This window comes from Roseivivax sp. CAU 1753 (assembly GCF_054482575.1).
The window spans coordinates 871897-894711 of the sequence record NZ_JBTLRF010000001.1 but is presented as its reverse complement, the minus strand read 5'-3'; the positions used below and the strand labels follow the sequence as shown (position 1 = coordinate 894711).

Annotated in this window: 17 protein-coding genes and 1 pseudogene; 7 read left to right on the top strand and 11 right to left on the bottom strand. The window is 63.3% G+C overall.

What is annotated here, in order from left to right:
* Window positions 1-4: 4 nt before the first annotated feature.
* From ACXYMN_RS04045 to ACXYMN_RS04010, 8 genes and pseudogenes are all read right to left on the bottom strand, one after another.
* Window positions 5-1416: pseudogene (locus ACXYMN_RS04045) on the bottom strand (cytochrome ubiquinol oxidase subunit I).
* Between the two features lie 150 nt (window positions 1417-1566).
* Window positions 1567-3303: a SulP family inorganic anion transporter gene (locus ACXYMN_RS04040; RefSeq protein WP_459012160.1), complete on the bottom strand. Its 1737-nt coding sequence runs from the start codon at window positions 3301-3303 to the stop codon at window positions 1567-1569.
* Between the two features lie 118 nt (window positions 3304-3421).
* Window positions 3422-4297 carry an MBL fold metallo-hydrolase gene (locus ACXYMN_RS04035; protein WP_459012159.1) on the bottom strand — a complete coding sequence of 292 codons (876 nt, stop codon included), beginning with the start codon at window positions 4295-4297 and terminating at the stop codon, window positions 3422-3424.
* Window positions 4298-4333: 36 nt separating this feature from the next.
* Window positions 4334-4537: a YgaP family membrane protein gene (locus ACXYMN_RS04030; protein ID WP_459012157.1), complete on the bottom strand. Its 204-nt coding sequence runs from the start codon at window positions 4535-4537 to the stop codon at window positions 4334-4336.
* Window positions 4538-4886: 349 nt separating this feature from the next.
* Window positions 4887-5453 carry a sarcosine oxidase subunit gamma gene (locus ACXYMN_RS04025; protein WP_459012156.1) on the bottom strand — a complete coding sequence of 189 codons (567 nt, stop codon included), beginning with the start codon at window positions 5451-5453 and terminating at the stop codon, window positions 4887-4889.
* Window positions 5454-5467: 14 nt separating this feature from the next.
* On the bottom strand, window positions 5468-8458 hold the full coding sequence (locus ACXYMN_RS04020) for a sarcosine oxidase subunit alpha (protein ID WP_459012155.1): 2991 nt from the start codon (window positions 8456-8458) through the stop codon (window positions 5468-5470).
* Complete coding sequence (locus ACXYMN_RS04015) at window positions 8455-8769, bottom strand: sarcosine oxidase subunit delta (protein ID WP_459012154.1); 315 nt, start codon at window positions 8767-8769, stop codon at window positions 8455-8457. The genes ACXYMN_RS04020 and ACXYMN_RS04015 overlap by 4 nt, the downstream gene beginning before the upstream one ends.
* A gap of 67 nt (window positions 8770-8836) precedes the next feature.
* Window positions 8837-10090 carry a sarcosine oxidase subunit beta family protein gene (locus ACXYMN_RS04010; RefSeq protein WP_459012153.1) on the bottom strand — a complete coding sequence of 418 codons (1254 nt, stop codon included), beginning with the start codon at window positions 10088-10090 and terminating at the stop codon, window positions 8837-8839.
* Window positions 10091-10533: 443 nt separating this feature from the next.
* Here ACXYMN_RS04010 and ACXYMN_RS04005 point away from each other — a divergent pair, with 443 nt between their 5' ends.
* Genes ACXYMN_RS04005 through ACXYMN_RS03990 form a run of 4 tightly spaced genes read left to right on the top strand, consistent with a single transcriptional unit; the run spans window position 10534 to window position 15126 of the window.
* A complete protein-coding gene (locus tag ACXYMN_RS04005; protein ID WP_459012152.1) occupies window positions 10534-11265 on the top strand; it encodes a response regulator in 732 nt (243 codons plus the stop codon).
* Between the two features lie 3 nt (window positions 11266-11268).
* The gene (locus ACXYMN_RS04000; RefSeq protein WP_459012151.1) at window positions 11269-13566 is read left to right on the top strand and encodes a sensor histidine kinase; all 2298 of its coding nucleotides are present in this window, start codon (window positions 11269-11271) and stop codon (window positions 13564-13566) included.
* Window positions 13563-14015: a response regulator gene (locus tag ACXYMN_RS03995; RefSeq protein WP_459012150.1), complete on the top strand. Its 453-nt coding sequence runs from the start codon at window positions 13563-13565 to the stop codon at window positions 14013-14015. Before ACXYMN_RS04000 ends, ACXYMN_RS03995 begins: the two co-directional genes overlap by 4 nt.
* Before the next feature lies 1 nt (window position 14016).
* Window positions 14017-15126, top strand: coding sequence for a sensor histidine kinase (locus tag ACXYMN_RS03990; protein WP_459012149.1), 1110 nt, complete (start codon window positions 14017-14019; stop codon window positions 15124-15126).
* A gap of 172 nt (window positions 15127-15298) precedes the next feature.
* On the opposite strand, the gene ACXYMN_RS03985 is transcribed toward ACXYMN_RS03990, so the two are convergent.
* Window positions 15299-17398 (bottom strand): DEAD/DEAH box helicase, encoded by a 2100-nt coding sequence (locus ACXYMN_RS03985; RefSeq protein ID WP_459012148.1) that lies wholly within the window; start codon window positions 17396-17398, stop codon window positions 15299-15301.
* A gap of 229 nt (window positions 17399-17627) precedes the next feature.
* On the opposite strand from ACXYMN_RS03985, the gene ACXYMN_RS03980 reads away from it, so the two are divergent.
* Window positions 17628-18962: an NAD(P)-dependent oxidoreductase gene (locus tag ACXYMN_RS03980; protein WP_459012146.1), complete on the top strand. Its 1335-nt coding sequence runs from the start codon at window positions 17628-17630 to the stop codon at window positions 18960-18962.
* A gap of 25 nt (window positions 18963-18987) precedes the next feature.
* Window positions 18988-20295 carry an NAD-dependent dihydropyrimidine dehydrogenase subunit PreA gene (gene preA / locus ACXYMN_RS03975; RefSeq protein WP_459012145.1) on the top strand — a complete coding sequence of 436 codons (1308 nt, stop codon included), beginning with the start codon at window positions 18988-18990 and terminating at the stop codon, window positions 20293-20295.
* Between the two features lie 146 nt (window positions 20296-20441).
* Here the strand turns inward: preA and ACXYMN_RS03970 are convergent, their stop codons facing one another.
* Together ACXYMN_RS03970 and ACXYMN_RS03965 are read right to left on the bottom strand one after the other, a co-directional pair.
* Complete coding sequence (locus tag ACXYMN_RS03970) at window positions 20442-20678, bottom strand: N-(5'-phosphoribosyl)anthranilate isomerase (protein WP_459012144.1); 237 nt, start codon at window positions 20676-20678, stop codon at window positions 20442-20444.
* Between the two features lie 34 nt (window positions 20679-20712).
* Window positions 20713-21363, bottom strand: a complete 651-nt coding sequence (locus tag ACXYMN_RS03965; protein WP_459012142.1) for a TetR family transcriptional regulator C-terminal domain-containing protein — start codon at window positions 21361-21363, stop codon at window positions 20713-20715.
* A gap of 184 nt (window positions 21364-21547) precedes the next feature.
* Here ACXYMN_RS03965 and ACXYMN_RS03960 point away from each other — a divergent pair, with 184 nt between their 5' ends.
* Entirely contained in the window at window positions 21548-22798 is a 1251-nt protein-coding gene (locus ACXYMN_RS03960; RefSeq protein WP_459012140.1) for a Zn-dependent hydrolase, read from the top strand.
* Window positions 22799-22815: the final 17 nt, after the last annotated feature.

Sequence of the window (22815 nt, the reverse complement as noted above, 5' to 3'; positions counted from 1 at the left end):
GGGGCTATTCGCCGGGCATCGTGGCTTGGCGCTCGACCTGCGGCGCGGGGGTGATACCCGCCGTTCGGATCGGTCCCTCGTCGATCTCGGTCGATGCGTGGTCGACCTTTTGCGACATCAGGCGCAGCAGGTAATAGGTGCCCGCGCCGAAGACGAAGAAATAGACCACGATGAATGCCAGAAGCGACGTCGCCACGGCGGGTGCGTCGACCGGCGACAGGCTTTCAGAGGTGCGCATCAGGCCGTAGACGGTGTAGGGCTGCCGGCCAACTTCGGTGGTGATCCAACCCGCCAGAACCGCGACGAAGCCCGAGGGTGCCATCAGGATCGCCACCCGCTGCAGCGCGCGGGCGTCGTAAAGCGTGCCGCGCCAGCGCGCCCACAGGCTCCAGACCCCGATGCCCAGCATGGCAAAGCCGATGCCGACCATGACGCGGAAGGTATAGAACACGATGGCAACGGGCGGTTCCTCGTCGTCGGGGATGGTGTCGAGTCCATCCATCGGCGCGCCCCATTCATGCTTAGGATCAGGGACGAGAGCTGCGGCACCTCGATCTTGTAGTCGATCTCGCGGTTTTCCGCGTCGACGATTCCGAACAGGATCAGCGGCGCGCCATCGGGGTGGCTGTCGTAATGCCCCTCCATCGCCATAACCTTCTGCGGCTGATACTCAAGCGTGTTGAGACCGTGAAAGTCCCCCGCGACGATCTGGATCGGGGTGACAACAACCGCCATCCAGAGCGCCATCGAGAACATCTTGCGCGCCTCGGCATCGGTTTTGTCGCGCAGAAGGTGCAGCGCGCCGACACCGCCGACGACGAAGGCCGTGGTCAGGAAAGCCGCAAGGACCATGTGCACGAGCCGGTACGGGAAGGACGGGTTGAAGACGATCTCCCACCAGCTTTCCGGCACGAATTGACCGTTCGCGGCGATGGAAAAGCCCGCGGGCGTCTGCATCCACGAGTTTACCGACAGGATCCAGGTGGCCGACATGAGCGTACCGAAGGCGACCATGCCGGTGGCGACCATGTGCAGGCGGTCGCCGACCTTTTCGCGCCCGAACAGCATGATGCCGAGGAAACCGGCTTCAAGGAAGAAGGCCGACAGCACCTCGTAGGCCATGAGTGGGCCAAGGATCGGACCGGTGCGGTCCGAAAAGACCGACCAGTTGGTGCCGAACTGATACGACATCACGATGCCCGACACGACGCCCATGCCGAAGGCCACCGCGAAGATCTTCTTCCAGTAGTTGAACAGGTTCAGATAGACCGGATTGCGCCGTGCCAGCCACAGCCCGTTGAGCACCGCAAGGTAGCTCGCCAGACCGATGGAGAAGGCCGGGAAGATGATGTGGAACGAGATGGTGAAGGCGAACTGCACGCGCGCCAGGGTTTCGGCTGAAAAGGATTCAAGCATCACGGGGTCCCGCAAATGGTTGGTTCAATGAACATTTAGGGTTGCGTACCACCGGGTAAAGGTCGCGGGACCGCGCCTTGGCGCACGCCCGCGTGATGTGACGCCGCGTGATTTCCGGCGCCTGCGATCGGCGTGAAAATGGTCCTTTCCCTACTGCGCCGCCACCGTTTGCGGGGCTTTCGCCAGCGCCTGATGGGCATCGAATTGCGACAGGAAGACCTCTCCGTTCAGGTGCTCGAGGAAGTGCGTGCCCTTGAGCCGGTCCATCACCGGGCCCTTGACCTCGGACAGGTGCAGCCCGATGCCCAGTTCGGTCAGCCGCGTGTTGATCTCTTCCAAGGTCTCGAGCGCGGAATAGTCGACCGCATTCACCGCCGAGAACATCAGCACCACGTTCTTGAGGTGGGCGTCTTCGACCACCCGGGTCATCACCATGTTTTCGAGAAAGCGGGCGTTGACGAAATAGAGGTTCTCGTCGACGCGCAGGGTCACGAGGCTGGGGCAGGTCGCAACCCGGTGCCGCAGGATATTGCGGAAATGCTGCGTGCCGGGGACAAGGCCGACCTCGGCCACATGCGGCTTGGTGGTCTTGTAGAGATGCAGGAACAGCGACAGGATCACGCCCGAGGCGACGCCGATCTCGACGCCCAGCGTCAGGGTCAGCAGGATCGTGGCGGCCACGGCGGCGAAGTCCTGACGCGAATAGGCCCAGGTCTTTTTCAGGATCGAAAGATCCACCAGCGACAGCACCGCGACGATGATGGTGGCGGCCAGCGTGGCCTTGGGCAGGAAGAAGACCAGCGGCGTCAGGGCCACGGCGGCGATGGCAAGGCCGATGGCGGTAAAGGCGCCCGCGGCAGGCGTCTCGGCGCCTGCGTCGAAATTGACGACCGAGCGCGCGAAGCCGCCGGTCACCGGATAGCCGCCGGTGAAGGCCGCGCCGATATTGGCCGCGCCCAGACCGATCAGTTCCTGGTCGGGGTCGATGCGCTGGCGCTTCTTGGCGGCCAGCGTCTGCGCGACCGAGATCGACTCGACGAACCCGATGACCGAGATCAGCACCGCGGGCACCAGAAGCTGCCCGATCAGGTCCGGTGACAGGCCGGGCAGGGTCAGCGGCGGCAGGCTTTGCGGTACCGATCCGACGATCGCGACGCCGCGTTCGCCCAGACCCAGTGCCCAGGTGGCCAGCGTGGTCGCGACCACGGCGGCCACCGGCCCGGCCTTGGTCAGGATATCGGCCATCATGGGCTTCAGCCCCAGCGCCAGCAGGCGGGGCTTCAGCCCCTTGCGCACCCAGAACAGGAACCCGGTGGCAGCGACGCCGATGATCAGCGTGGCAACGCTGGTCTGGCCGAGATGCGTGACCAGCGATCCCAGCATCTCGGGCAGGGTATGGCCGCTGGCATCGACGCCGAGGATATGCTTGATCTGGCTTGTGGCGATCAGGATGCCGCTGGCGGTGATGAAGCCCGCGATAACCGGATGGCTGAGGAAATTGGCGATGAATCCCAGCCGGAACACGCCGAGGATCAGCAGGAACCCGCCCGACAGGAAGGCCAGCGTCAGCGCCGCGACGGCATAGCCCGCGGTGCCCTGTTCGGCCACTTGCCCCACCGCCGAGGCCGTCAGCAGCGACACCACCGCCACCGGACCCACCGCCAGCGCGTTCGAGGTGCCGAACACCGCGTAAAGCATGATCGGCACGATCGAGGCATAGATCCCGGCCTCGGGCGGCAGCCCCGCCAGCAGCGCATAGGCCAGCGATTGCGGGATCAGCATGATCGTCACGATCACCGCGGCCACCGCATCATTGGTCAGGGCCGCGCGGTTATAGCGGCGGCCCCAGTCGAGAATGGGCAGGTATTGGCGCAGAACTTGGATCATGCAGGCCTCGGCGTGCGGAAGAGATGGAATAAAAGGATCGGCAACCGTGTGGCCAATCCCTCACGTGCGACCGGGGCGCAAAGCGCGCCCCGGCGGGTTGTGCGTGCGGGTTTGGCGGTCAGAGCCCGTTTACCGGCACTTTCAGCATCGGGTGACCGTCCTTGTCCTTGGGAACTTCGCCTGCGCGCATGTTCACCTGCAGCGACGGGATGATCAGCTTGGGCATATCGAGGGTGGCATCGCGCTCGGTGCGGAATTTCACGAAGTCTTCCTTGGTCTTGCCCGCGCCCACATGGATGTTGTGGGCCTTCTCCTCGGCGACGGTGGTTTCCCACTGGATGTCGCGACCGTTGGGACCGTAGTCGTGGCACATGAACAGCCGCGTCTCGTCGGGCAGGCTCAGCACCTTCATGATCGACTCGTACAGCGTTTCGGCATCGCCGCCCGGGAAATCCGCCCGCGCCGAGCCGCCGTCGGGCATGAACAGCGTGTCACCGACAAAAGCCGCGTCGCCGATCACATGGGTCATGCAGGCGGGCGTATGGCCGGGCGTGTAGATCGCGCGCGCTTCCATCTGGCCGATCATGTAGGTGTCGCCATCCTCGAACAATGCATCGAATTGCGATCCGTCGCGCTGGAACTCGGTGCCTTCGTTGAAGATCTTCCCGAAGGTCTCCTGCACCACCATGATCTTGGCGCCGATGCCGATCTTGCCGCCCAGTTTTTGCTGGATATAGGGCGCGGCACTCAGGTGATCGGCGTGGACATGCGTCTCGATGATCCACTCGAGCGACAGGTCGCGCTCGTGGATGCGGTCGATCAGCGCGTCGGCGTGGTCATAGGTGATGCGGCCCGCGGCGTAGTCGATGTCCATCACCGAATCGATGATGGCGCAGGCATTCGTGGCCGGGTCCTTCACGATATAGCTGATCGTGTTGGTGGCCGGGTCGAAGAACCCTTCGACATCGGGGTGAAGCAAGGTCTGGTCGTTCATAACAGGTCTCCGGTCGGCGCGATCACGGGATCGGTGTCAGTTGCGGGGGCAGGTCGATTTGCCGAGCAGCGAATAGATCGGGCAAGAGCGCATGGCCGCCGTCGCCAGCATGACGACACCGACGATGGCGGCGAGCCACGTCCAGAGGCCACCTGCAAAAACGGCGAAGGCAAGGTACAAAAGGACGACACCCAGAATGGCGCGGGCGATACGGTCGACGGTTCCAACATTGATGGTCATGGCAGTGGTCCTTGGTTCTGGCCCGGCGACGATCGGCACCGGGCGCTGCATGTCTGGTTTCATTTATATTCCATTTTTTGAATATTTCAAGCACTTCCGATCCTCCGGGCGCGATCATGTCGCATCGGATCTGCGCGGGATTTGCGCGCCGCCGCGCAGATGCGGGCAGGGCGCGCGCGCCATACCGTGAGAATCGCAAAACAGATGGGTCGGGGAAGCGACGGTCAGCACCGCGCCGGTCGGCGGCGACGTGGCACGAGGGCTCTGCGAGGTGTCGCGATGCGACCGCACCGAGGTCCGCCGCCACGGCGCAAAGGGGCCGCCCCGCCGCTATCCCGCATCGCCGCGTTCAAAGCGCCAGTTCGGTGCACCCGGTCACCAGCAGCGACGCCACGTGCGGCGCGAAGGACCGCCAGACATCCATGCGGAAGTCCTGTTCGCCGTCGCGCCAGAGCACCACCGTGGCCCCGTCGAACAGCGTGCGCCGGGCCGCGCCTGTCGCGATGCTGTCGACATCGCGGGGCATGCCGAGGGTCAGAAGCTCGGCGGCTTGCGGCCCGCCAAGCCGGAACGTCACCTCGCGGTCGGTGATCTCGGTCAGGGCATGAGGCGTGTCGGCGTAGACCGCCGCAAACGCCGCAACGATACCCGCGCCCGCGTCTTCGGCGGCAAGGATCAGCCATTCGTCAGGGCCGAGGCACAGCGCTTCTGTGCCCTCGGACGCGGTGCGCGTGCCGATCCTTGCGGGCAGATCGAACCCCAGCGCCGCCGACAGCGCGGCAATGGCGTCGGCCCGTGCCCGCAACGAGAAACGCCCGACAGGGGCGATCAGGTCGACGCGGGCGGCCCCGGTCTTGGCCAGTGGGCCGGGGGTCAGGTCGGGGGACAGGTTGGGGGACTGGCCATGCTGTGTCATCGTCTCACTCCGCGTCAAAGCTTCAACCGGCTGTTGTCCGGGTCGTAGAAGACGGTGCCCGTGACCTTTGCCGCGATCACGCCGTCGGGCATCGGGATATGGACGATCTCGCCCATCAGGTCGTGGCCGCCCTCCAGCAGCGCCAGTGCTATGGGGCGTCCCACCGCCGGACTGTCATAGGACGAGGTCACATGCCCCACCATGGTCATCGGCAGCGGCTGGTTCGGGTCGCGCACGATCTGTGCGCCTTCTTCCAGCTTCGAGCGATCCTCGGTCAGCAAGCCCACCAGCTGCTTGCGCCCCGGGGCCACCAGATCGGGGCGGTTCAGCGCCCGCATGCCGACGAAATCCGGCTTGGTCTTGCCCACCGCCCAAGCGATCCCCGCATCATGGGGCGTGACGGTGCCATCGGTGTCCTGGCCGACGATGATGAAGCCTTTTTCGGCGCGCAGGACGTGCATGGTTTCCGTGCCGTAGGGGCAGATGTCGTATTGCGCGCCATCCGCCATCAGCCGTTCCCACAGGGTGCGACCGTGCCGCGCGGGCACGTTGACCTCGAACCCCAGCTCGCCGGTGAAGCTGACCCGGAACAGCCGCGCGGGCAGGCCTGCCACGGTGCATTCGGCGATCGACATGTGCGGGAAGGCGGCGTCCGAGATGTCGATACCGTCGACCAGCGGTGCCAGCAGGTTGCGCGCATTGGGACCGTTCAGCGCGATGGTCGCCCAATGTTCGGTCGTCGAGGTCAGCCAGACGTCCAGGTCGGGCCATTCGGTCTGCAGGTAATCCTCCATCATGTTGAGCACCCGCGCAGCACCGCCCGTCGTCGTGGTGACGTGGAAACGGTCGTCCGACAGCCGCCCGATCACGCCGTCGTCGCGGATAAAGCCGTCATCGCCCAGAAGCAGGCCGTAGCGTGTGCGCCCGGGGGCCAGCTTGGTCCAGGGGTTGGTGTACATGCGGTTCATGAACTCGACCGCGTCGGGGCCGACCACCTCGATCTTGCCCAGCGTCGAGGCGTCGAAGATGCCAAGGCTTTCGCGGGTCATGCGGCATTCACGGGCCACCGCCTGATCCATGGTCTCGCCGCCGCGCGGGAAGTACCAGGCGCGCCGCCACAGGCTGACCGGCTCGAACACCGCGCCATGTTCCGCAGCCCAGCCGTCGATCGGAGTCTTGCGGGTGACTTCGAAATGATCGCCGCGATGATAGCCCGCGAAAGCGCCGAAGCTGGTCGGCGTGTAAGGCGGGCGGAACGTGGTCAGGCCGACCTGCGGCTGCGGTTTGCCCAACGCATCAGCCGCGATGTTCAAGCCGTTGATATTCGACATCTTTCCCTGATCGGTCGCCATGCCGTTCGTGGTGTAGCGCTTGACATGCTCGATCGAGCGCATGCCCTCGCGCACCGCGAGGCGCAGGTCCTTGGCGGTCACGTCGTTCTGGTAGTCGACAAAGGCGCGCGCTTTCGACGGGCTGCGATCGCTGGGCAGTTCGATATGGCTGGCGCCAGTGCCCGGACGGTCGTTGGCGACCGGCAGCGTCTGTACCTCGGGCGATCTTCCAAGCGCCACAGCCGCGGCGGCCCCCATCGCGAAGCCGTCGTTCAGCGCCGCCTCGATCCCCCAGAGGCCGCGACCCGCGCCCGCGATCTGGCACGCCTCGGCCTTCTGGTCGGGCAGGAAGGTCTGCATGTCCGCGTCCCAGGCCAGTTTGCCCTGGGTATGGGAGAAGAGATGCAGCGACGGCGTCCAGCCGCCGCACATCAGCACGCAGTCGCAGGACAGGCGTCGCCCGGGTTGCGCCTTGCCATCGGTCACGCGATTGACGCGCACGGCGCCGACCCGCAGACGCCCCTCGGTGCCCGAGACGGAATGCCCGGCCATGACCGGGATGCCGCGGGCGGCAGCCTCGGTCAGCAGGTCGGCACGCAGGTTTGACCGGGTATCGACGATGGCCACGATCTCGCAGCCGGTGTCGGACAGATCGAAGGCGGCATACCAGGCGCTGTCATGGGCGGTGGCGATCACCGCGCGGTCGCCCACGCGCACGCCGAAGCGGTTGAGATAGGTTTGCGCCGCCCCCGCGAGCATCACGCCGGGCCGGTCGTTGCAATCGAAGACCAGCGGCTTTTCCAGCGCCCCCTGCGCCAGGACGACCTGACCCGCGCGGACCCGCCACATGCGTTCGCGCGGCATGTCCCGGTGCGGCGTGGCAAGGTGATCGGTCAGTTTCTCGCATAGTCCGATCATGTTCTGGTGGTAGTATCCGATCGCCGTTGTGCGGGTCATCACCCGGACGCCAAGCGCCTCGAGCTCGGTCAGTTGCGCGGCCAGCCAGTCCCAGGCGGCGGCCCCCGCGATGTCGGCCTGCGGTTCGCTCAGCAAGGTGCCGCCCGGTTCGGCGTGCTCGTCCACGAGGGTGACGCGCAGCCCGGTCCGTGCCGCCGCCAGCGCCGCGCAGATGCCTGCCGGGCCCGCGCCCACCACCAGCACATCGGTATGCAGATAGCGCGAGGCATAGTGATCGGGGTCCGTCTCTGTCGGCGCGGTGCCAAGGCCCGCCGCCTCGCGGATGAACGGCTCGTAGACCTTGTCCCAGAAGCTTTTCGGCCACATGAACGTCTTGTAGTAGAACCCCGCGGAGAACAGCATATAGGCGGCATCGTTCACCGCACCGACGTCGAATTTCAGCGACGGATACTTGTTCTGGCTGTTGCTGCGAAGCCCGGGATAGATCTCTTGCATGGTGGCGCGGGTGTTGGGTTCGTACCTTGCGGCGTCACGCTTGGTGCCGATCAGCGCGTTGGGCTCCTCCGACCCGGCGGCGACAGGACCGCGCGGGCGGTGATACTTGAAGGACCGCCCCATGAGGTGCACGCCATCGGCCAAGAGTGCCGAGGCCACGGTGTCGCCCTTGCGGCCCTCGAAGGTCTTGCCGTCGAAGGTGAAAGAGACCGGCGCATCGGCATCGATGCGACCCCGGCCCGTGACGCGAAACCGGCTCATGTCTTGCGCTCCTTGGCGTCCGAGTTGTCGGGCGAGATGTCGGGGCGGGGCAGGCCCGCCTTGTAGGTGGTCAGAAACCGGTCGCTGACAGTATCGCGCAGCGCGTTGAAGAACCGCCCGCAGCCATGCACATGACGCCAGCGTTCATAATGCGGCCCCTTCACGTTCGACCGGATGAACAGGAAATCGCGCCAGCTTTCATCGCTTTCTGCCGCCGGGTTTGCGGGCCGTATGATATGCGCCTCGCCGGCATAGGCAAATTCGAGCTCGGGCAGGGTTTCGTCGCAATAAGGACAGTGGATCAGTAGCATACAGGCTCTCCTTAATGCGCTGTGCTGGTTGCGCGCATGTCAGTGCGCGTTTTCAGTTGCGCGCATCTCAGTGCGCGACGGCGGCAGCAGCCGCTTCGTCGATCAGCCGCCCGGTCCGGAACCGGTCCAGCGTGAAGGGCGCGTTGATCGGGTGCGGTTCGTCCTTGGCGACGGTCCAGGCCAGGGTGTGCGCGGCCCCGGGCGTTGCCTTGAACCCGCCCGTGCCCCAGCCGCAATTGACGTAAAGACCGTGCACCGGTGTCTTGCCAAGGATCGCCGAGCGGTCGGGCGTCACATCGACGATTCCGCCCCATTTGCGTAGCATCCGCATGCGGTTGAAGATCGGAAATACCTCGGAGATGGCCGCGACCGTGTGCTCGATCAGCGGCAACCCGCCGCGCTGCGAATAGCTGGTATACTGGTCCGTGCCCGAGCCGATCACCAACTCGCCCTTGTCGGACTGGCTGATATAGGCGTGCACGGTGTTCGACATCACCACGCAGGGAAAGACCGGCTTGACCGGTTCGGAGACCAGCGCCTGCAGCGGATAGCTTTCCAAGGGCATCTTCACACCGGCGCTTTCCATCACCATGCTGGTATGGCCCGCCGCCGACACTGCGACCTTCCTGGCCCGGATGAAGCCGCGCGCCGTCTCCACCCCCTCGACCGCGCCGTCGGGACCGCGCCGGATCGACGTGACCGGGCAGTTCTGGATGATGTCGACGCCGCGCGCCGCCGCTCCGCGCGCATAGCCCCAGGCCACCGCGTCGTGTCGCGCTGTTCCTGCGCGCATCTGCAGGGCTGCCCCCATCACCGGATACCGCGCATCGGGCGAGACGTTCAGCGGCGGGCAGAAGGCCTTGGCCTCGGCGGTCGAAAGCCAGCGATTGTCGACGCCGTTCAGCCGGTTGGCATGGATGTGCCGCTTGAAGCTCTGGACGTCGTGCACGTTGTGGGCCAGCATCATCACGCCCCGGCGCGAGAACATGACGTTGTAGTTCAGCTCCTGGCTCAGCCCCTCCCACAGATCGAGCGCGTGATCGTAAAGCCGCGCGCTTTCATCATAAAGGTAGTTCGACCGGATGATCGTGGTGTTGCGCCCGGTATTGCCGCCGCCCAGCCAGCCCTTGTCGATCACCGCGACATTGGTGATGCCGTGCTCTTTCGCAAGGTAGTAGGCCGCACCCAGCCCGTGCCCGCCGGCCCCCACGATGACGACGTCGTATTCATCCTTGGGCTGGCTGTCGGGCCATTGCTCGGTCCAGTTCTTGTGACCGGTCATCGCGTTCTTCAGAAGCGACAGGGCGGAAAATCGCGTCATGGGGCGGGCCTCATGCTGGCAAGGTGCATCCTGGATCGTCTAGACGAGTGATGCCCCGCGGGACTGAATGAATGCGACACCCGGACCGTGTGATCGCGACATGGGCACAGCCGTTACCGCATCCGTGCCACCTTTGCACCGCCTTCCTCGCGCGCCGGGGCACCAGGGCAGCGGCCCCCCCGATTCTGGCTTGCGCGCCGCGTTTTGCACCGTCCTGGCCTGCCGCGGCACTTCCGGAGGGCAGAAAAATGTGGCCAGAACATGATCTTGGTCGGCAAAGACGGTTATCGATGTTCTTCATTTATTCTTAATCGAGCGCGCGGATAGTCGGTGTCACATGCCGTGTGTGTGTGTCGGCAACTCTGACCGCGGCGGGGTGTGGTCCCGTCGTTGGCACAAGCCTCTGGCGCGGACGGTCTTTGCAACATGAGGATGACACAAACATGAATTCAACGACGGCCCAGTATGCAACGGCGTTTTCCGAAGGCACCGATCCCGACGCACCGCTGAACATCCTTGTCCTCGACGATATGGAAGCCGACAGCGCCCGCCTGCGGCGCTTGTGCCGCAAGGCCGGGCTGCAGTTTCAATTGTTCGAGGCGCGCGACCTGGCCGAATTCAGGGCAGTGATCGACACGCAGCAGATCGACATCGCCTTTCTCGATTACCACCTCGAGATGGATAACGGCCTCGATGCGCTCAAGTTGTTGATCAGTCACGAGGATCAGGTGAACGCGATCCCCATCATGATCACGTCGGTCGATCGCCACGACATTGCGGTCGAGGCGATGCGCAAGGGCTGCGCCGACTACCTGACCAAGGAAGAACTGAGCGTCGACACGCTTCGCAAATCCATCACCTCCGCGTTCGAACGTCGACTGCTGATCGCCGCCCTGGGCGAGGCGCAGTCGTCGCGCTCGGCGATGCATCTGTCGATCCTGCGATTCGCGCGCACCTGTGGCCCGCAGATTCGCGGTGTCGTGGGGACCACGCTCAGCCAGGTCCGGTCGCTCAAACGCGCCCAGGCGCTCGATGCCAAGGTCAAGGATTCCCTCACCTCGCTCGAGGAGTCCTGCGGCAACATCTACGCGTTTCTCGATGATGTGAAATCGCTGATGGACGATCAGTCGAAGGGGTCACTCGACCGCGAGCACGCCAACCTGAACGAAGTCTAGGGCGTGGACCTGCGGGCCCTCAAGCCACGACGGATCCTGCCGCGCTTGCGCCTGCGCGACAAGATCGTCGGGCTTGTGGTGGCCGTTGTCCTGGTATCGACATTGATGACGTCCGTCAGTTCCTACCTGAGATCGCGCGACCGCGAATATTCCCTGGCGGTGGCCGAGCTTGAGGATCTTGCCGACATCTACGCGGCAAACCTTGCGCAGGTCATCGACGACGTGGCGGTCGATGCCCACATCATCGCCGATCTCACGGTGGTGCCGCGCATCATCGATTCCTACGTGCTCCCCGCCGGACCGGATTGGGCCACCAACGACGAAATCGCGGCCTGGCGGGCCGGCCTGTCGACGATCTTCGTCAATCTCATCGAAAAGCGCCCGCATTACACGCAGTTGCGCCTGATCGGGCGCGCCGGGAACTGGCGGGAAGTCACGCGCGTCAACCAGACCGAGATGGGGCCAAAGGTTGTTGCCGACTGGGACCTGCAAACCAAGGGCGGGCAGGACTACCTGTCGGCCCTGGAAACCGCGTCGCCCGGCGATCGGTATTTCTTCAAGGTGACCGACAATCGCGAATACGGCAGAATAGTCGGAGGCCCCGTATTGCGCCTGATCCAGCCGGTGTTCAACGCGCGCGGGGTCGTGTCTGCGGCAATCGTGATCAACGCAGACTATGCGGCCCTGCTTCGATCCGCCAATCTCGCGGTCGCACAAGACGTGCGTGTCACCGCGGTCAATTCATCGCTCGATCTCATGAAGTTCACGCCGGAAGACACCCAGCCGGACCTGATCCGCGCCTCGCATTCCGATTGGACGCACCCGCATGACGCCGAAGCCCTCACCTCGGGCGCATTTCCAAATGACCCGTATGTTCAGGATGACGTGGTCAGCGTGCTGCGCCAAGTGGTGCATTCTGAAGACCCGAATGAGTTCTCGCTCTATGTGAAAACGGAAGAATCCTTCTCGGCGCTTTTGGCAAGTGCTAACGCGCAACTGCGCCACGATCTGCTGACCTCCGCGGTCATGGCACTGGGCAGCGGCCTGATCGCGCTGATTGCTGCGATGCGCATCACCGACCCGCTTTTGTCGCTTCATCGGCAGATTTCCTCGGGCAGCGTCACACCCGAAAGCGTGGGCAGCCTGCACGGAAGCGCGGACGAAATAGGTGATTTGGCTCGTGCGTTTTCCAATCTGTCCCAGGAATTGATTTTCAAGACCAGCAGGGCGGTCGCGATTTTCAGAAATGCCGGTATCGCGATTGTTGTCCTGAACCAAGATGGAACAATCGATGACGTTAACCCGGCGGCATGCGACTTGTTCAAAGTGACTGCCGATGAAATCCGGGGAAAGAGCATCTCGCAGATATTGCCCGATGCCTCGATCCTGTGTGACTTCGCGGATCGACCCGACTGGGACACGACGTCGAAATTCGCGTTGAGGGGCAGGCAAAGCGGCGGCACGATGATCGATGTGGAGGTGACGCTGCGTTTGGCTTGCTGCATGTCCGGCGCGCAGCTGGTCGCGATCATTCGGGATGTCACCGAATTCAAACGCAGCCAGGAAGACATTGCTCAACTCATCACAAAGCTTAAGCAATCCAATTCCGAATTGGATCAATTTGCCTATGTTGCCTCGCATGACCTGAAAGCACCGCTGAGAGTTATCGACAATGCCTCGCGCTGGCTGAGCGAGGATCTTGAACCATATCTAACCGACGATACACGTGAAAGCCTCGATCTTCTCAGAAGCAGAGTTGGTCGCATGGAACGATTGCTCGATGACCTTCTGGCTCATTCTCGCGTCGGGCGGGGAAACTTGGAAACCGAATTGATCGATGGCGGCGTCTTGATTCGTAGCGTTCTGGAATTGCTGGATGTGCCACAAAACATGCGCCTTTCCTTCAGTCCGAATTTTGAAGAAATTACTGTCTCGCGCATGCCGCTTCAAACGATACTCCTGAATCTCGTAAGCAATGCCATAAAGCACCACGACTGCGGTCATGGGTCAATTATGATAGAAGCCATCCCGCGTGAGAAAGAAGTAGAGTTCAAGGTCATCGACGACGGCCCCGGGATAGACCCAATCTACCACGAGAAAATCTTCCAGATATTCCAGACATTGAAGCCTCGGGATCAATTGGATTCGAGTGGAATGGGACTCGCGATCGTGAAGAAATACGTCGACTTGTCAGGAGGGCGCATCGTTGTGGAGTCCGATGGCGTCCGAGGATGCGTCTTTCGGCTTCTCTGGCCGAAACCGGACGAAAGCTCCAACAAATTAGAGAGGTTGGCATCATGATGGACATCTCACCGCAGCTGCTGAACATCATCCTCGTGGAGGACGACGACGGCGATGCGAAAGCCATTCGACGGGCGCTGGTCAAGGCAAAGATCGCAAACCCGGTTCAACGTGTCATGGATGGCGTTGAGGCACTGGCACTCTTGCGCGGAGTAAATGGGCATATTCCGCGCAACTTCGTCATTTTGCTTGATCTCAATATGCCGCGTATGAATGGAATCGAGTTCATGGCGGAGTTGAGAAATGACCCTGATCTGAACAGCGCCATCGTGTTCGTCATGACGACGTCTCGCGATGAAAGAGATCGGGCAGATGCTTATAGTAAGAATGTCGCAGGATATATCCTGAAAAGCAATGTCGGTGAGGATTTCATCGATCTCGTCAATACACTGGATCTCTACTGGCGGGTGGTCGAACTTCCAACCATCGTGCAACCAATGGCAGGATAAAATGGAAACATACGCTGTATTGATCGTCGATGATGACGATGGCGATCGAAAGTTGATAAAGCGCCTGTTACGCAAGGCCGGGTGCGATGCAAACGTTGAGGAGGCGAGGACCACCAGCGAAGTCAGTGACATAAGGACCGAGCATCTTGACGCGGTCTTTCTGGATTACCTCTTGCCCGGGGCATCCGGACTGAATGTATTGCAGACGGTCAAGACGCGGTGGCCGCAAGCCGCGATCTTCATGATAACGGGTCAGGGTGACGAGGAATTGGCAAAAAATGCGATTAGGTCGGGCGCCTCGGATTATATTCCCAAGGCCGCGATCACCTCGTCGACGCTTGGGTGTATGATGGTCAATGGTGTCGGTGCCGCCCGTGCGCAATGGAAGCTGGATGAACAGAGAAGAGATCTCGCCACGTTTTCCGAGGTTCTCGTGCACGACTTCAAAGCCCCGATACGTGCCGTTTCATTTCTGGTGGAACAAATTGAGGACGATATTGACTGCGGCGACATGGATGAAGTGCGCGAAAGTCTCAGATTGCTGAAAAATTCGTCCAGGAACATGCTGGAGACGATCAAGAGCTTATCGGACCATATCCGCTTTGATCGCGAAGAGACTGCCAGCGACATTGCCGCGACCGACCTGATGGATCGCGCCCTCGGTGCGCTCAGCCAGGAGGTCTTGGAGACCGGTGCAAGAATCGATCTCGATATATCGAACGGTTCGGAAAGGATATTCTGTCGCGCGCCTCAGATCGCACAGGTCCTGCAGAACCTGATTGCCAACGCGATCAAGTTTTCAGGGCAGGAAGCGGCCCATATCACCGTATCCCTCAAAAAAACCATGACCGGCCACAGCTTCGAGGTTCGCGACCGTGGAATCGGCATCGAAAAATCGCAGCTCGAGCGAATATTCGAACCCTTCAAACGCGCTCCAGGAACGAACTGTATTGCCGGTACGGGCCTGGGCCTTGCGACCTGCAAGAAGATCGTACTGCGACATGACGGTCGGATCTGGTGTCGGTCGGAACCCGGACAGGGAACCTCGATGTGTTTCGAACTGCCGCTTCAGGACGGGGCGAAAACGATCGATTTATCACTTGTGGGCTAGACACGAATTGGTCCGGGGACGAAACAGGAAGGCCGATCGTTCATGCTGTCCCGCCGGGAAAGCGGGCTGCCCTGAACGATGCGCCGCTGGCAACGAGGCAGCGGGTACAAGTCAATGCGATCGGGGGCTTCGTACCGAAACGACGATCCCGGTTTGGCGGTCATGTCTGCCGTTACCGCGTCCGGCGCGGAACCGCGTCGCCGCCGCGCGCTTTGTTGCGGACCTTCCCGCCACGTCGACCCATCGGCTTGGACGGGTCCGACGCGTCGGGGCGGAAGGCTTTCTTCGGCTTGGCGTCGGCGGCATGGCCCGGCTTGGCGGGGCGCGACCGAAGGGGTTTGGCGGCATGTTTGGCGCCGGTTTCCTTGCCTGATTTGCGCGCGTCCTTCTCGCTATCGGGGCGGCGTCGCGCCGGGGATTGCGGGCCTTTGCCCGCCGGTCGCGGCTTGGACGCGGCGTGTTTCGGCTTGGGCCCGGTACCCGGAGCAGTCGTTTCGGCGACAGGTGCAGACACGTCCGATTGCGGCGTCTTGCCCGTCTTGTTGTACCCGTCACCAGACGCTGAAAACTTCGCGCCGGTTGCCGCCTTGTCGCGCGCCGGTGCATTCGGACGCGGCGCGGACTTGCGATCGGCGCTGCGATCCGGACCGCCCGTGCGCGCTGCAGGCTTGGGCTTGGCATGTCGCGGCGCGGACTGCCCGCTCGGTGGCCCCGACATCACGCGCGCGCGGATGTCATTCTCGAGTAGCCCGTCCGGGCCAAGCGCCGCGGTCAGTGTCGCCATGCCTGCCTCGGCGATTTCGACGACCGTTTCGGTTTCCTGCACGCGGATCTTGCCGATCTGGCCTTTTTCAAGACCACCGGCGCGGCACAACAGCGGCAGCAACCAGCGCGCCTCGGCGTTCTGGGCTCGACCGACCGACAGGGACACCCACGCCGATGGGCCAAACGGAGGACGCTCCGTCGGAGCGGACGACGGTCGCGTGTTCAGTTCTTCGGGGGCCGACAATTGGGCGCGATAGAGACGCAGGCACGCGGTCGCGATCTGGCTCGGCGTGAATTGTTCAAGCAGGCGCGCCGCGAAGTCCGCTTCGTCCGGGGCAGGGGCCTCGGTCCAAGCCGTGTCCGCCAGCAGGCGCGCCTCGTCGCGGGCCTGGATATCGTCGGGGCTGGGGGCCGGGATCCATTCCGCCTGGATCTTGGCCCATTTCAGCAATCGCGATGCCTTGTTCGCCGCGCGCTCGGGCACGATCAGCGCTGAAATACCCTTGCGCCCGGCGCGCCCGGTGCGCCCCGATCGGTGCAACAGGGCTTCGGTGTTCTGTGGCAGATCCGCGTGGACAACCAGTTCCAGATTGGGAAGATCGATGCCGCGCGCCGCAACATCTGTCGCAACGCAGACTTTGGCCCGACCGTCGCGCAAGGCCTGCAGCGCGTGGCTGCGTTCGTCCTGGCTCAGCTCTCCCGAAATGCTCACCACCGAGAAACCGCGATTGGCCAGTCGTGCGGTCAGTCGCGCGACAGCGGCGCGGGTGTTGGCGAAGACGATGGCTGTCTGGGCGTCGTGAAAGCGCAGGAGGTTGAGGATCGCATGCTCGATATCCGCCTGGGTGACCTGGATCGCCTGATAGGTGATGTCGGCGTGCTGACTGCCCTTGGACTGCGTCATCACCCGAACGGCATCGCGTTGATAGCGTTTTGCCAACTCGGCGATGGCGGCCGGCACAGTGGCCGAGAACATCAGCGTCCGCTTGCTTTCGGGCGCTTCGGCCAGCATGAATTCCAGGTCTTCGCGAAACCCGAGGTCCAGCATCTCGTCGGCCTCGTCGAGGACGATCGCGCGGATATCGCCCAACTCGAGCGCGCCGCGCATGATGTGGTCGCGCAAGCGGCCGGGGGTGCCGACGACGATATGCGCTCCGCGCTCCAGAGCCCGCCGTTCGGTGCGCGCATCCATGCCGCCGATGCAGGTGGCGACCAGTGCGCCGGTCTTGCCGTACAGCCATTCCAGTTCGCGCGCGACCTGCATCGCAAGTTCGCGGGTCGGTGCCACGATCAGCGCCAGCGGTGCCGCGGCAGGGCCGAAACGCGCATCCGCCCCCATCAGCGTCGGCGCGATGGCCAGGCCGAAGCCAACCGTCTTGCCGGACCCCGTCTGGGCCGAGACGAGAAGGTCCGCATCGACGAGCTGCGGCTCGGTGACGGCCTCTTGCACATCGGTCAACGCATCGTAGCCGCGCTCGGTCAGCGCATCGGCAAGGGAAGAGATCATGGCGGGAAATATCCAAATTCGGTCGCGCCGAAGGGACATGGCACGCATTCGGAATTCCTTACCCGAGACGGCGCGCAATGTCCATGCGCGGCCCATGACGCCACATCATATCCGCTTTGCGGGGTCGCCGTTCCGGAGCGAGCAAGATTTTTCGCCCGGGGCAAAATTTACCGTTTGATAAAAAAAATTTCCGTGCCAAGCTTCTGCAAAAGACCGCAGGAGAAAACGCATGGCCGATCCGCTGACACCGGGGATTGTACCCGGACGCCTGAGCGCCGACCAGATCGCCGCGAATTTCGCCGATCTGCACGCGCCACTGGACCCTCACGAAGCCGCCGTCGCGGCGGACCGCTGCTATTTCTGCTACGACGCGCCTTGCGTCACGGCGTGCCCGACCGATATCGACATACCGCTGTTCATCCGCCAGATCGCCACCGGGCAGGCCGTCGCCGCCGGGCGCACGATCTTCGAGCAGAATATTCTGGGCGGCATGTGCGCACGTGTCTGCCCGACGGAAGATCTCTGCGAAGGGGCCTGCGTGCGCGAACTGGCCGAGGGCAAACCGGTCGAGATCGGTCGCCTGCAGCGGCACGCGACCGATGCGGTGATGGCCCGTCAGGACCATCCATTCCGCCGCGCCGCATCGACCGGCAAGCGGGTGGCTGTGGTCGGGGCGGGGCCTGCCGGTCTGGCCTGCGCGCATGGTCTTGCGATGCGCGGACATGACGTCGTGGTCTTTGAGGCGCGGCAGAAATCCGGTGGCCTGAACGAGTATGGGATCGCCGCCTACAAAAGCACCGACGGGTTCGCTCAGGCCGAAGTCGACTGGCTGCTGCAGATCGGTGGCATCCGGGTCGACCATGGCCGGGCGCTGGGCCGCGATGTGACGCTGGACGGGCTCGCATCGGAATTCGACGCGGTGTTCGTCGGCATCGGTCTCGGCGATGTGAACGCGCTCGACGTCGAAGGTGCGGATCGTGACGGCGTGCAGGACGCGGTCGGCTACATTGCAGAGCTGCGTCAAAGCGCCGACCTGACGAAGCTGCCGGTCGGGCGCAACGTCGTGGTGATCGGCGGGGGCATGACGGCAATTGACGCCGCCGTGCAGTCGAAACTGCTGGGCGCCGAGACCGTCACCGTTGCCTACCGCCGCGACCGCGCGAAAATGGGGGCGTCGGACTTCGAGCAGGAGCTTGCGGCGTCCAGGGGCGTGCGGATCATCTGCAATGCCCAACCCAAGGCCGTGCACGGCAATGGATCGGCGGTCGAGATCGAACTGGAATACACCGCCGATGACGGTACCGGGCTCAGGGGCACGGGCGAGACGATGCGGCTGCCGGCTGACCAGGTCTTTCGGGCCATTGGCCAATGTTTCGTGCCCCCGGACGGGCTCGAGATGGACGGGCGCAAGCTGTGGGTGACCGGAGCCGGGCGCACGTCGATGGCCAAGGTCTGGGCGGGTGGCGATTGCACCCCGGGCGAGGACCTGACCGTTGTCGCCGTTGCCGAAGGGCGCGACGCCGCCGCCGATATTGATGCAGAACTGATGGGCGCGTCACGCTGAACGAGCGCGCGCGAGGAGAGATGACATGGCAGATCTGACGACCGACTTCGTAGGCATCAAGAGCCCCAATCCGTTCTGGCTGGCCTCGGCACCGCCGACCGACAAGGAATATAACGTCCGCCGCGCCTTCGAGGCGGGCTGGGGCGGGGTGGTCTGGAAAACGCTGGGGTCCGAGGGGCCACCGGTGGTGAACGTGAACGGGCCGCGCTACGGCGCGATCTACGGCGCGGACCGGCGGCTTCTGGGCCTCAACAACATCGAGTTGATCACCGACCGACCGCTTGAAGTGAACCTTGAGGAAATGGCGCGGGTGAAGGCCGATTATCCGGACCGCGCGCTGATCGCCTCGATCATGGTGCCCTGCGAAGAGGCCGAGTGGAAGGCGATCCTGCCCCGTGTCGCCGAAACCGGTGCCGACGGGATCGAGTTGAATTTCGGCTGTCCGCACGGCATGAGCGAACGCGGCATGGGGTCTGCCGTCGGCCAGGTCCCGGAATACATCGAGATGGTCACGCGCTGGTGCAAGCAGTACTACGACAAGCCGGTGATCGTGAAACTTACCCCCAATATCACGGATGTGCGCAAGCCCGCCGCCGCGGCACGCAATGGCGGTGCCGACGCGGTGTCGCTGATCAACACCATCAACTCGATCACCTCGGTGGATCTTGACCGGATGTGCCCGCAACCGACGATTGACGGCAAGGGGTCGCATGGCGGCTATTGCGGACCGGCGGTGAAGCCCATCGCCCTGTCCATGGTCTCGGAGATCGCGCGGGCCGAGGCCACGCACGGCATGCCGATCTCCGGCATCGGTGGCGTGACAACATGGCGCGATGCGGCAGAGTTCATGGTGCTGGGATGCGGCAATGTGCAGGTCTGCACGGCGGCGATGACCTATGGCTTCCGTATCGTCGAAGAAATGAAGCGCGGTCTGTCGGCCTGGATGGACGAAAAGGGCTATGACCGGACCACTGACTTCATCGGCAAGGCCGTTCCGAACGTGACCGATTGGCAATATCTGAACCTCAATTTCGTGACCAAGGCGCGGATTGACCAGGACGCCTGTATTCAGTGCGGACGCTGCTATGCCGCATGCGAGGACACGTCGCATCAGGCAATCGCAATGCAGCCCGGGCGCATCTTCGAGGTCGTCGATGCCGAATGCGTGGCGTGCAATCTGTGTGTCGATGTATGCCCGGTCGAGGATTGCATCACGATGGTGCAAATGACCCCCGGAGAGGTCGATCCGCGAACAGGCAAGGTCGTCGAGGCGGAGTATGCCAATTGGACGACACATCCCAACAACCCGATGTCGACCGAGGCGGCGGAGTGACCGAAAGCGGTGCGTTGAGGCAGCGGCAATGCGGCCGAATGTTTCTGTCAGGGGGAGGTCCAAATCCGAACGGGCGCTCGAAGACTCGAGATTATTAGTTAATAATCTCGAACACGATCTTAATTAAGATCGTGTAAGTGAGACGTTCACACGTGGACCGTCATTCGACCCGGATTGCAGATCACGATGAACTGCCCGCCGCATTCCACCATGTGGAATCCACGCATCCGCACTTCCCTTTTAAACGCCTCGCGTCCAATCATCCGGTCCACGTCTCGGACCGCGCGTCGTACCACACCGCCTTTTGCGACGGCCTGTGCTCCGAAGAGCTGGGCCAGCCATTGTTCCCGGGTCGGGAGCGTGGTGACGCGTTGCATCTGCATGCCCATGTCTATCGCACGAGGCGTAAAAGCAAAGTTAAGAGGTCGCGGGTTCCAACATGCCGCGAAACATCTGCTCCACATGGCTGCGCGCCCGGGACCAGGCTGCCGCCTTGTCCGGCATCAGAACATCCACCTGCGCCTCGAAATCCGCGTAATGTTGGGTCACGGCCCAGACGGTGAACAAGAAGTGCTCGACATCGACCTTCGCCACCCGACCCTGGTCGATCCAGTGCCGGATCAGTGCGCATTTGGCGTCGAACAGGGGTTTCAGACCGGCATGAAGGTGCGGCCCCATGCGCGGTGCCCCTTGCAGGATTTCGTTCGCAAACAACCGACTTTCGCGCGGCATCTCGCGGCTCATTTCAAGCTTTCTCAGAATATAGCGCATCAGCGCCTCCACCGGCGCGTCGGCCTCGTCCAGCGCGGCAAGCGGGGCAAGCCACTCGGCCATGAGCGCGTTCAGAAGCGCCACGTGGATCGCGGATTTGCTGTCGAAGTAGTAGAGCATGTTGGGCTTCGACATGCCGGCGCGCTCGGCGATCTCGTCCAGGGTTGCGCCGCGAAAACCTTCGGCCGCGAAGACGTCCAGAGCTGCGTCGAGGATGCGCTTGCGGTTGCGGCGCTGGATGCGGCTCAGGGGCTTGTCGTCGCCGAGTTGCGGCTGAGGGCGTGCATCGTTGGCCATGAAGGACTTCCTGGTGGTGCGTTTGCGGGCAGAGTGCGGGACGAATGGCGTTTTGCGGCGCGCGGCCCGGAGGCACAGCTTGACAGAGACGCGGGCGGTTGCAATCGTGACTTTACCAAATGGTAAAAAACCAGCAGGGGCGCGGTCAAGTTGTCCCGCGTGACCGAACATATGGGGATGGATCATGGCAGCACCTGGCGAAAATCTGCAGATCAACGGCGAACGTCTCTGGGACAGCCTGATGGAGATGTCCAAGATCGGTCCCGGCGTGGCGGGCGGCAACAACCGCCAGACGCTCACCGACGCCGATGCCGAGGGCAGGGCGCTGTTCCAGTCCTGGTGCGAGGCTGCGGGCTGCACCATGGGCCTCGACCAGATGGGCAACATGTTCGCCCGCCGCGAAGGCACCGACCCCGAGGCGCTGCCGGTCTATGTGGGCAGTCACCTCGACACGCAGCCGACGGGCGGAAAATATGACGGCGTGCTGGGTGTGCTTGGCGGGCTCGAGATCCTGCGCACGCTCAACGACTTGGACATCAAGACGAAGCACCCCATCGTCGTGACCAACTTCACCAACGAAGAGGGCACACGATACGCACCCGCCATGCTGGCTTCGGGCGTCTTCGCGGGCGTCCACACCCAGGACTGGGCCTATGCGCGCGAAGATGCCGACGGCAAGACCTTCGGCGATGAACTCAAGCGCATCGGCTGGCGCGGCGACGAAGAGGTGGGCGCGCGCAAGATGCATGCCTTCTTCGAGTTGCACATCGAACAGGGCCCGATCTTAGAGGCCGAGGGCCGCGATATCGGGGTCGTGACCCACGGGCAGGGCCTGTCATGGACGCAGGTCACGGTCACCGGCAAGGACAGTCACACCGGCTCGACCCCGATGCCGATGCGCAAGAACGCGGGCCTCGGCATGGCGCGCATCCTCGAGAAGGTCGACGAGATCGCCTGGTCCCACAAACCCCACGCGGTTGGCGCGGCGGGACATATCGATGTCTATCCGAACTCGCGCAACGTGATCCCCGGTCGCGTGGTCTTTACCGTCGATTTCCGATCGCCGGACCTGTCGGTGATCGAGGACATGGAGACGCGCCTGCGCGTCGAGGGCCAGAAGATCGCCGACGATATGGGCCTTGGCATCGCATTCGAGAAGGTCGGCGGCTTCGATCCCGTGACCTTCGACGAGAATTGCGTGCGCGCGGTACGCGACGCCGCGGACCGGCTGGGCTATTCACACCGGGACATCATCTCGGGCGCGGGGCATGATGCCTGCTGGATTAACCAGGTGGCACCCACGGCGATGGTCATGTGCCCTTGCGTTGATGGCCTGAGCCATAACGAGGCCGAGGAGATCACCCGCGAATGGGCGAGCGCCGGGGCCGACGTGCTGATGCATGCGGTGGTCGAAACGGCGGAAATCGTGGAATGATAGCGGCTCTTGGGCCA

Excerpts from the sequence above, each read along its gene's own strand:
- ACXYMN_RS04020 (WP_459012155.1), bottom strand. The coding sequence starts at position 8,458 with ATGAGCCGGTTTCGCGTCACGGGCCGGGGTCGCATCGATGCCGATGCG.
- ACXYMN_RS04005 (WP_459012152.1), top strand. The coding sequence starts at position 10,534 with ATGAATTCAACGACGGCCCAGTATGCAACGGCGTTTTCCGAAGGCACC.
- ACXYMN_RS04010 (WP_459012153.1), bottom strand. The coding sequence starts at position 10,090 with ATGACGCGATTTTCCGCCCTGTCGCTTCTGAAGAACGCGATGACCGGT.
- ACXYMN_RS03970 (WP_459012144.1), bottom strand. The coding sequence starts at position 20,678 with ATGCAGATGCAACGCGTCACCACGCTCCCGACCCGGGAACAATGGCTG.
- ACXYMN_RS03960 (WP_459012140.1), top strand. The coding sequence starts at position 21,548 with ATGGCAGCACCTGGCGAAAATCTGCAGATCAACGGCGAACGTCTCTGG.
- ACXYMN_RS03995 (WP_459012150.1), top strand. The coding sequence starts at position 13,563 with ATGATGGACATCTCACCGCAGCTGCTGAACATCATCCTCGTGGAGGAC.
- ACXYMN_RS03980 (WP_459012146.1), top strand. The coding sequence starts at position 17,628 with ATGGCCGATCCGCTGACACCGGGGATTGTACCCGGACGCCTGAGCGCC.
- ACXYMN_RS04030 (WP_459012157.1), bottom strand. The coding sequence starts at position 4,537 with ATGACCATCAATGTTGGAACCGTCGACCGTATCGCCCGCGCCATTCTG.
- ACXYMN_RS04025 (WP_459012156.1), bottom strand. The coding sequence starts at position 5,453 with ATGACACAGCATGGCCAGTCCCCCAACCTGTCCCCCGACCTGACCCCC.
- ACXYMN_RS04015 (WP_459012154.1), bottom strand. The coding sequence starts at position 8,769 with ATGCTACTGATCCACTGTCCTTATTGCGACGAAACCCTGCCCGAGCTC.
- ACXYMN_RS03990 (WP_459012149.1), top strand. The coding sequence starts at position 14,017 with ATGGAAACATACGCTGTATTGATCGTCGATGATGACGATGGCGATCGA.
- ACXYMN_RS04040 (WP_459012160.1), bottom strand. The coding sequence starts at position 3,303 with ATGATCCAAGTTCTGCGCCAATACCTGCCCATTCTCGACTGGGGCCGC.
- preA (WP_459012145.1), top strand. The coding sequence starts at position 18,988 with ATGGCAGATCTGACGACCGACTTCGTAGGCATCAAGAGCCCCAATCCG.
- ACXYMN_RS03985 (WP_459012148.1), bottom strand. The coding sequence starts at position 17,398 with ATGATCTCTTCCCTTGCCGATGCGCTGACCGAGCGCGGCTACGATGCG.
- ACXYMN_RS04035 (WP_459012159.1), bottom strand. The coding sequence starts at position 4,297 with ATGAACGACCAGACCTTGCTTCACCCCGATGTCGAAGGGTTCTTCGAC.
- ACXYMN_RS03965 (WP_459012142.1), bottom strand. The coding sequence starts at position 21,363 with ATGGCCAACGATGCACGCCCTCAGCCGCAACTCGGCGACGACAAGCCC.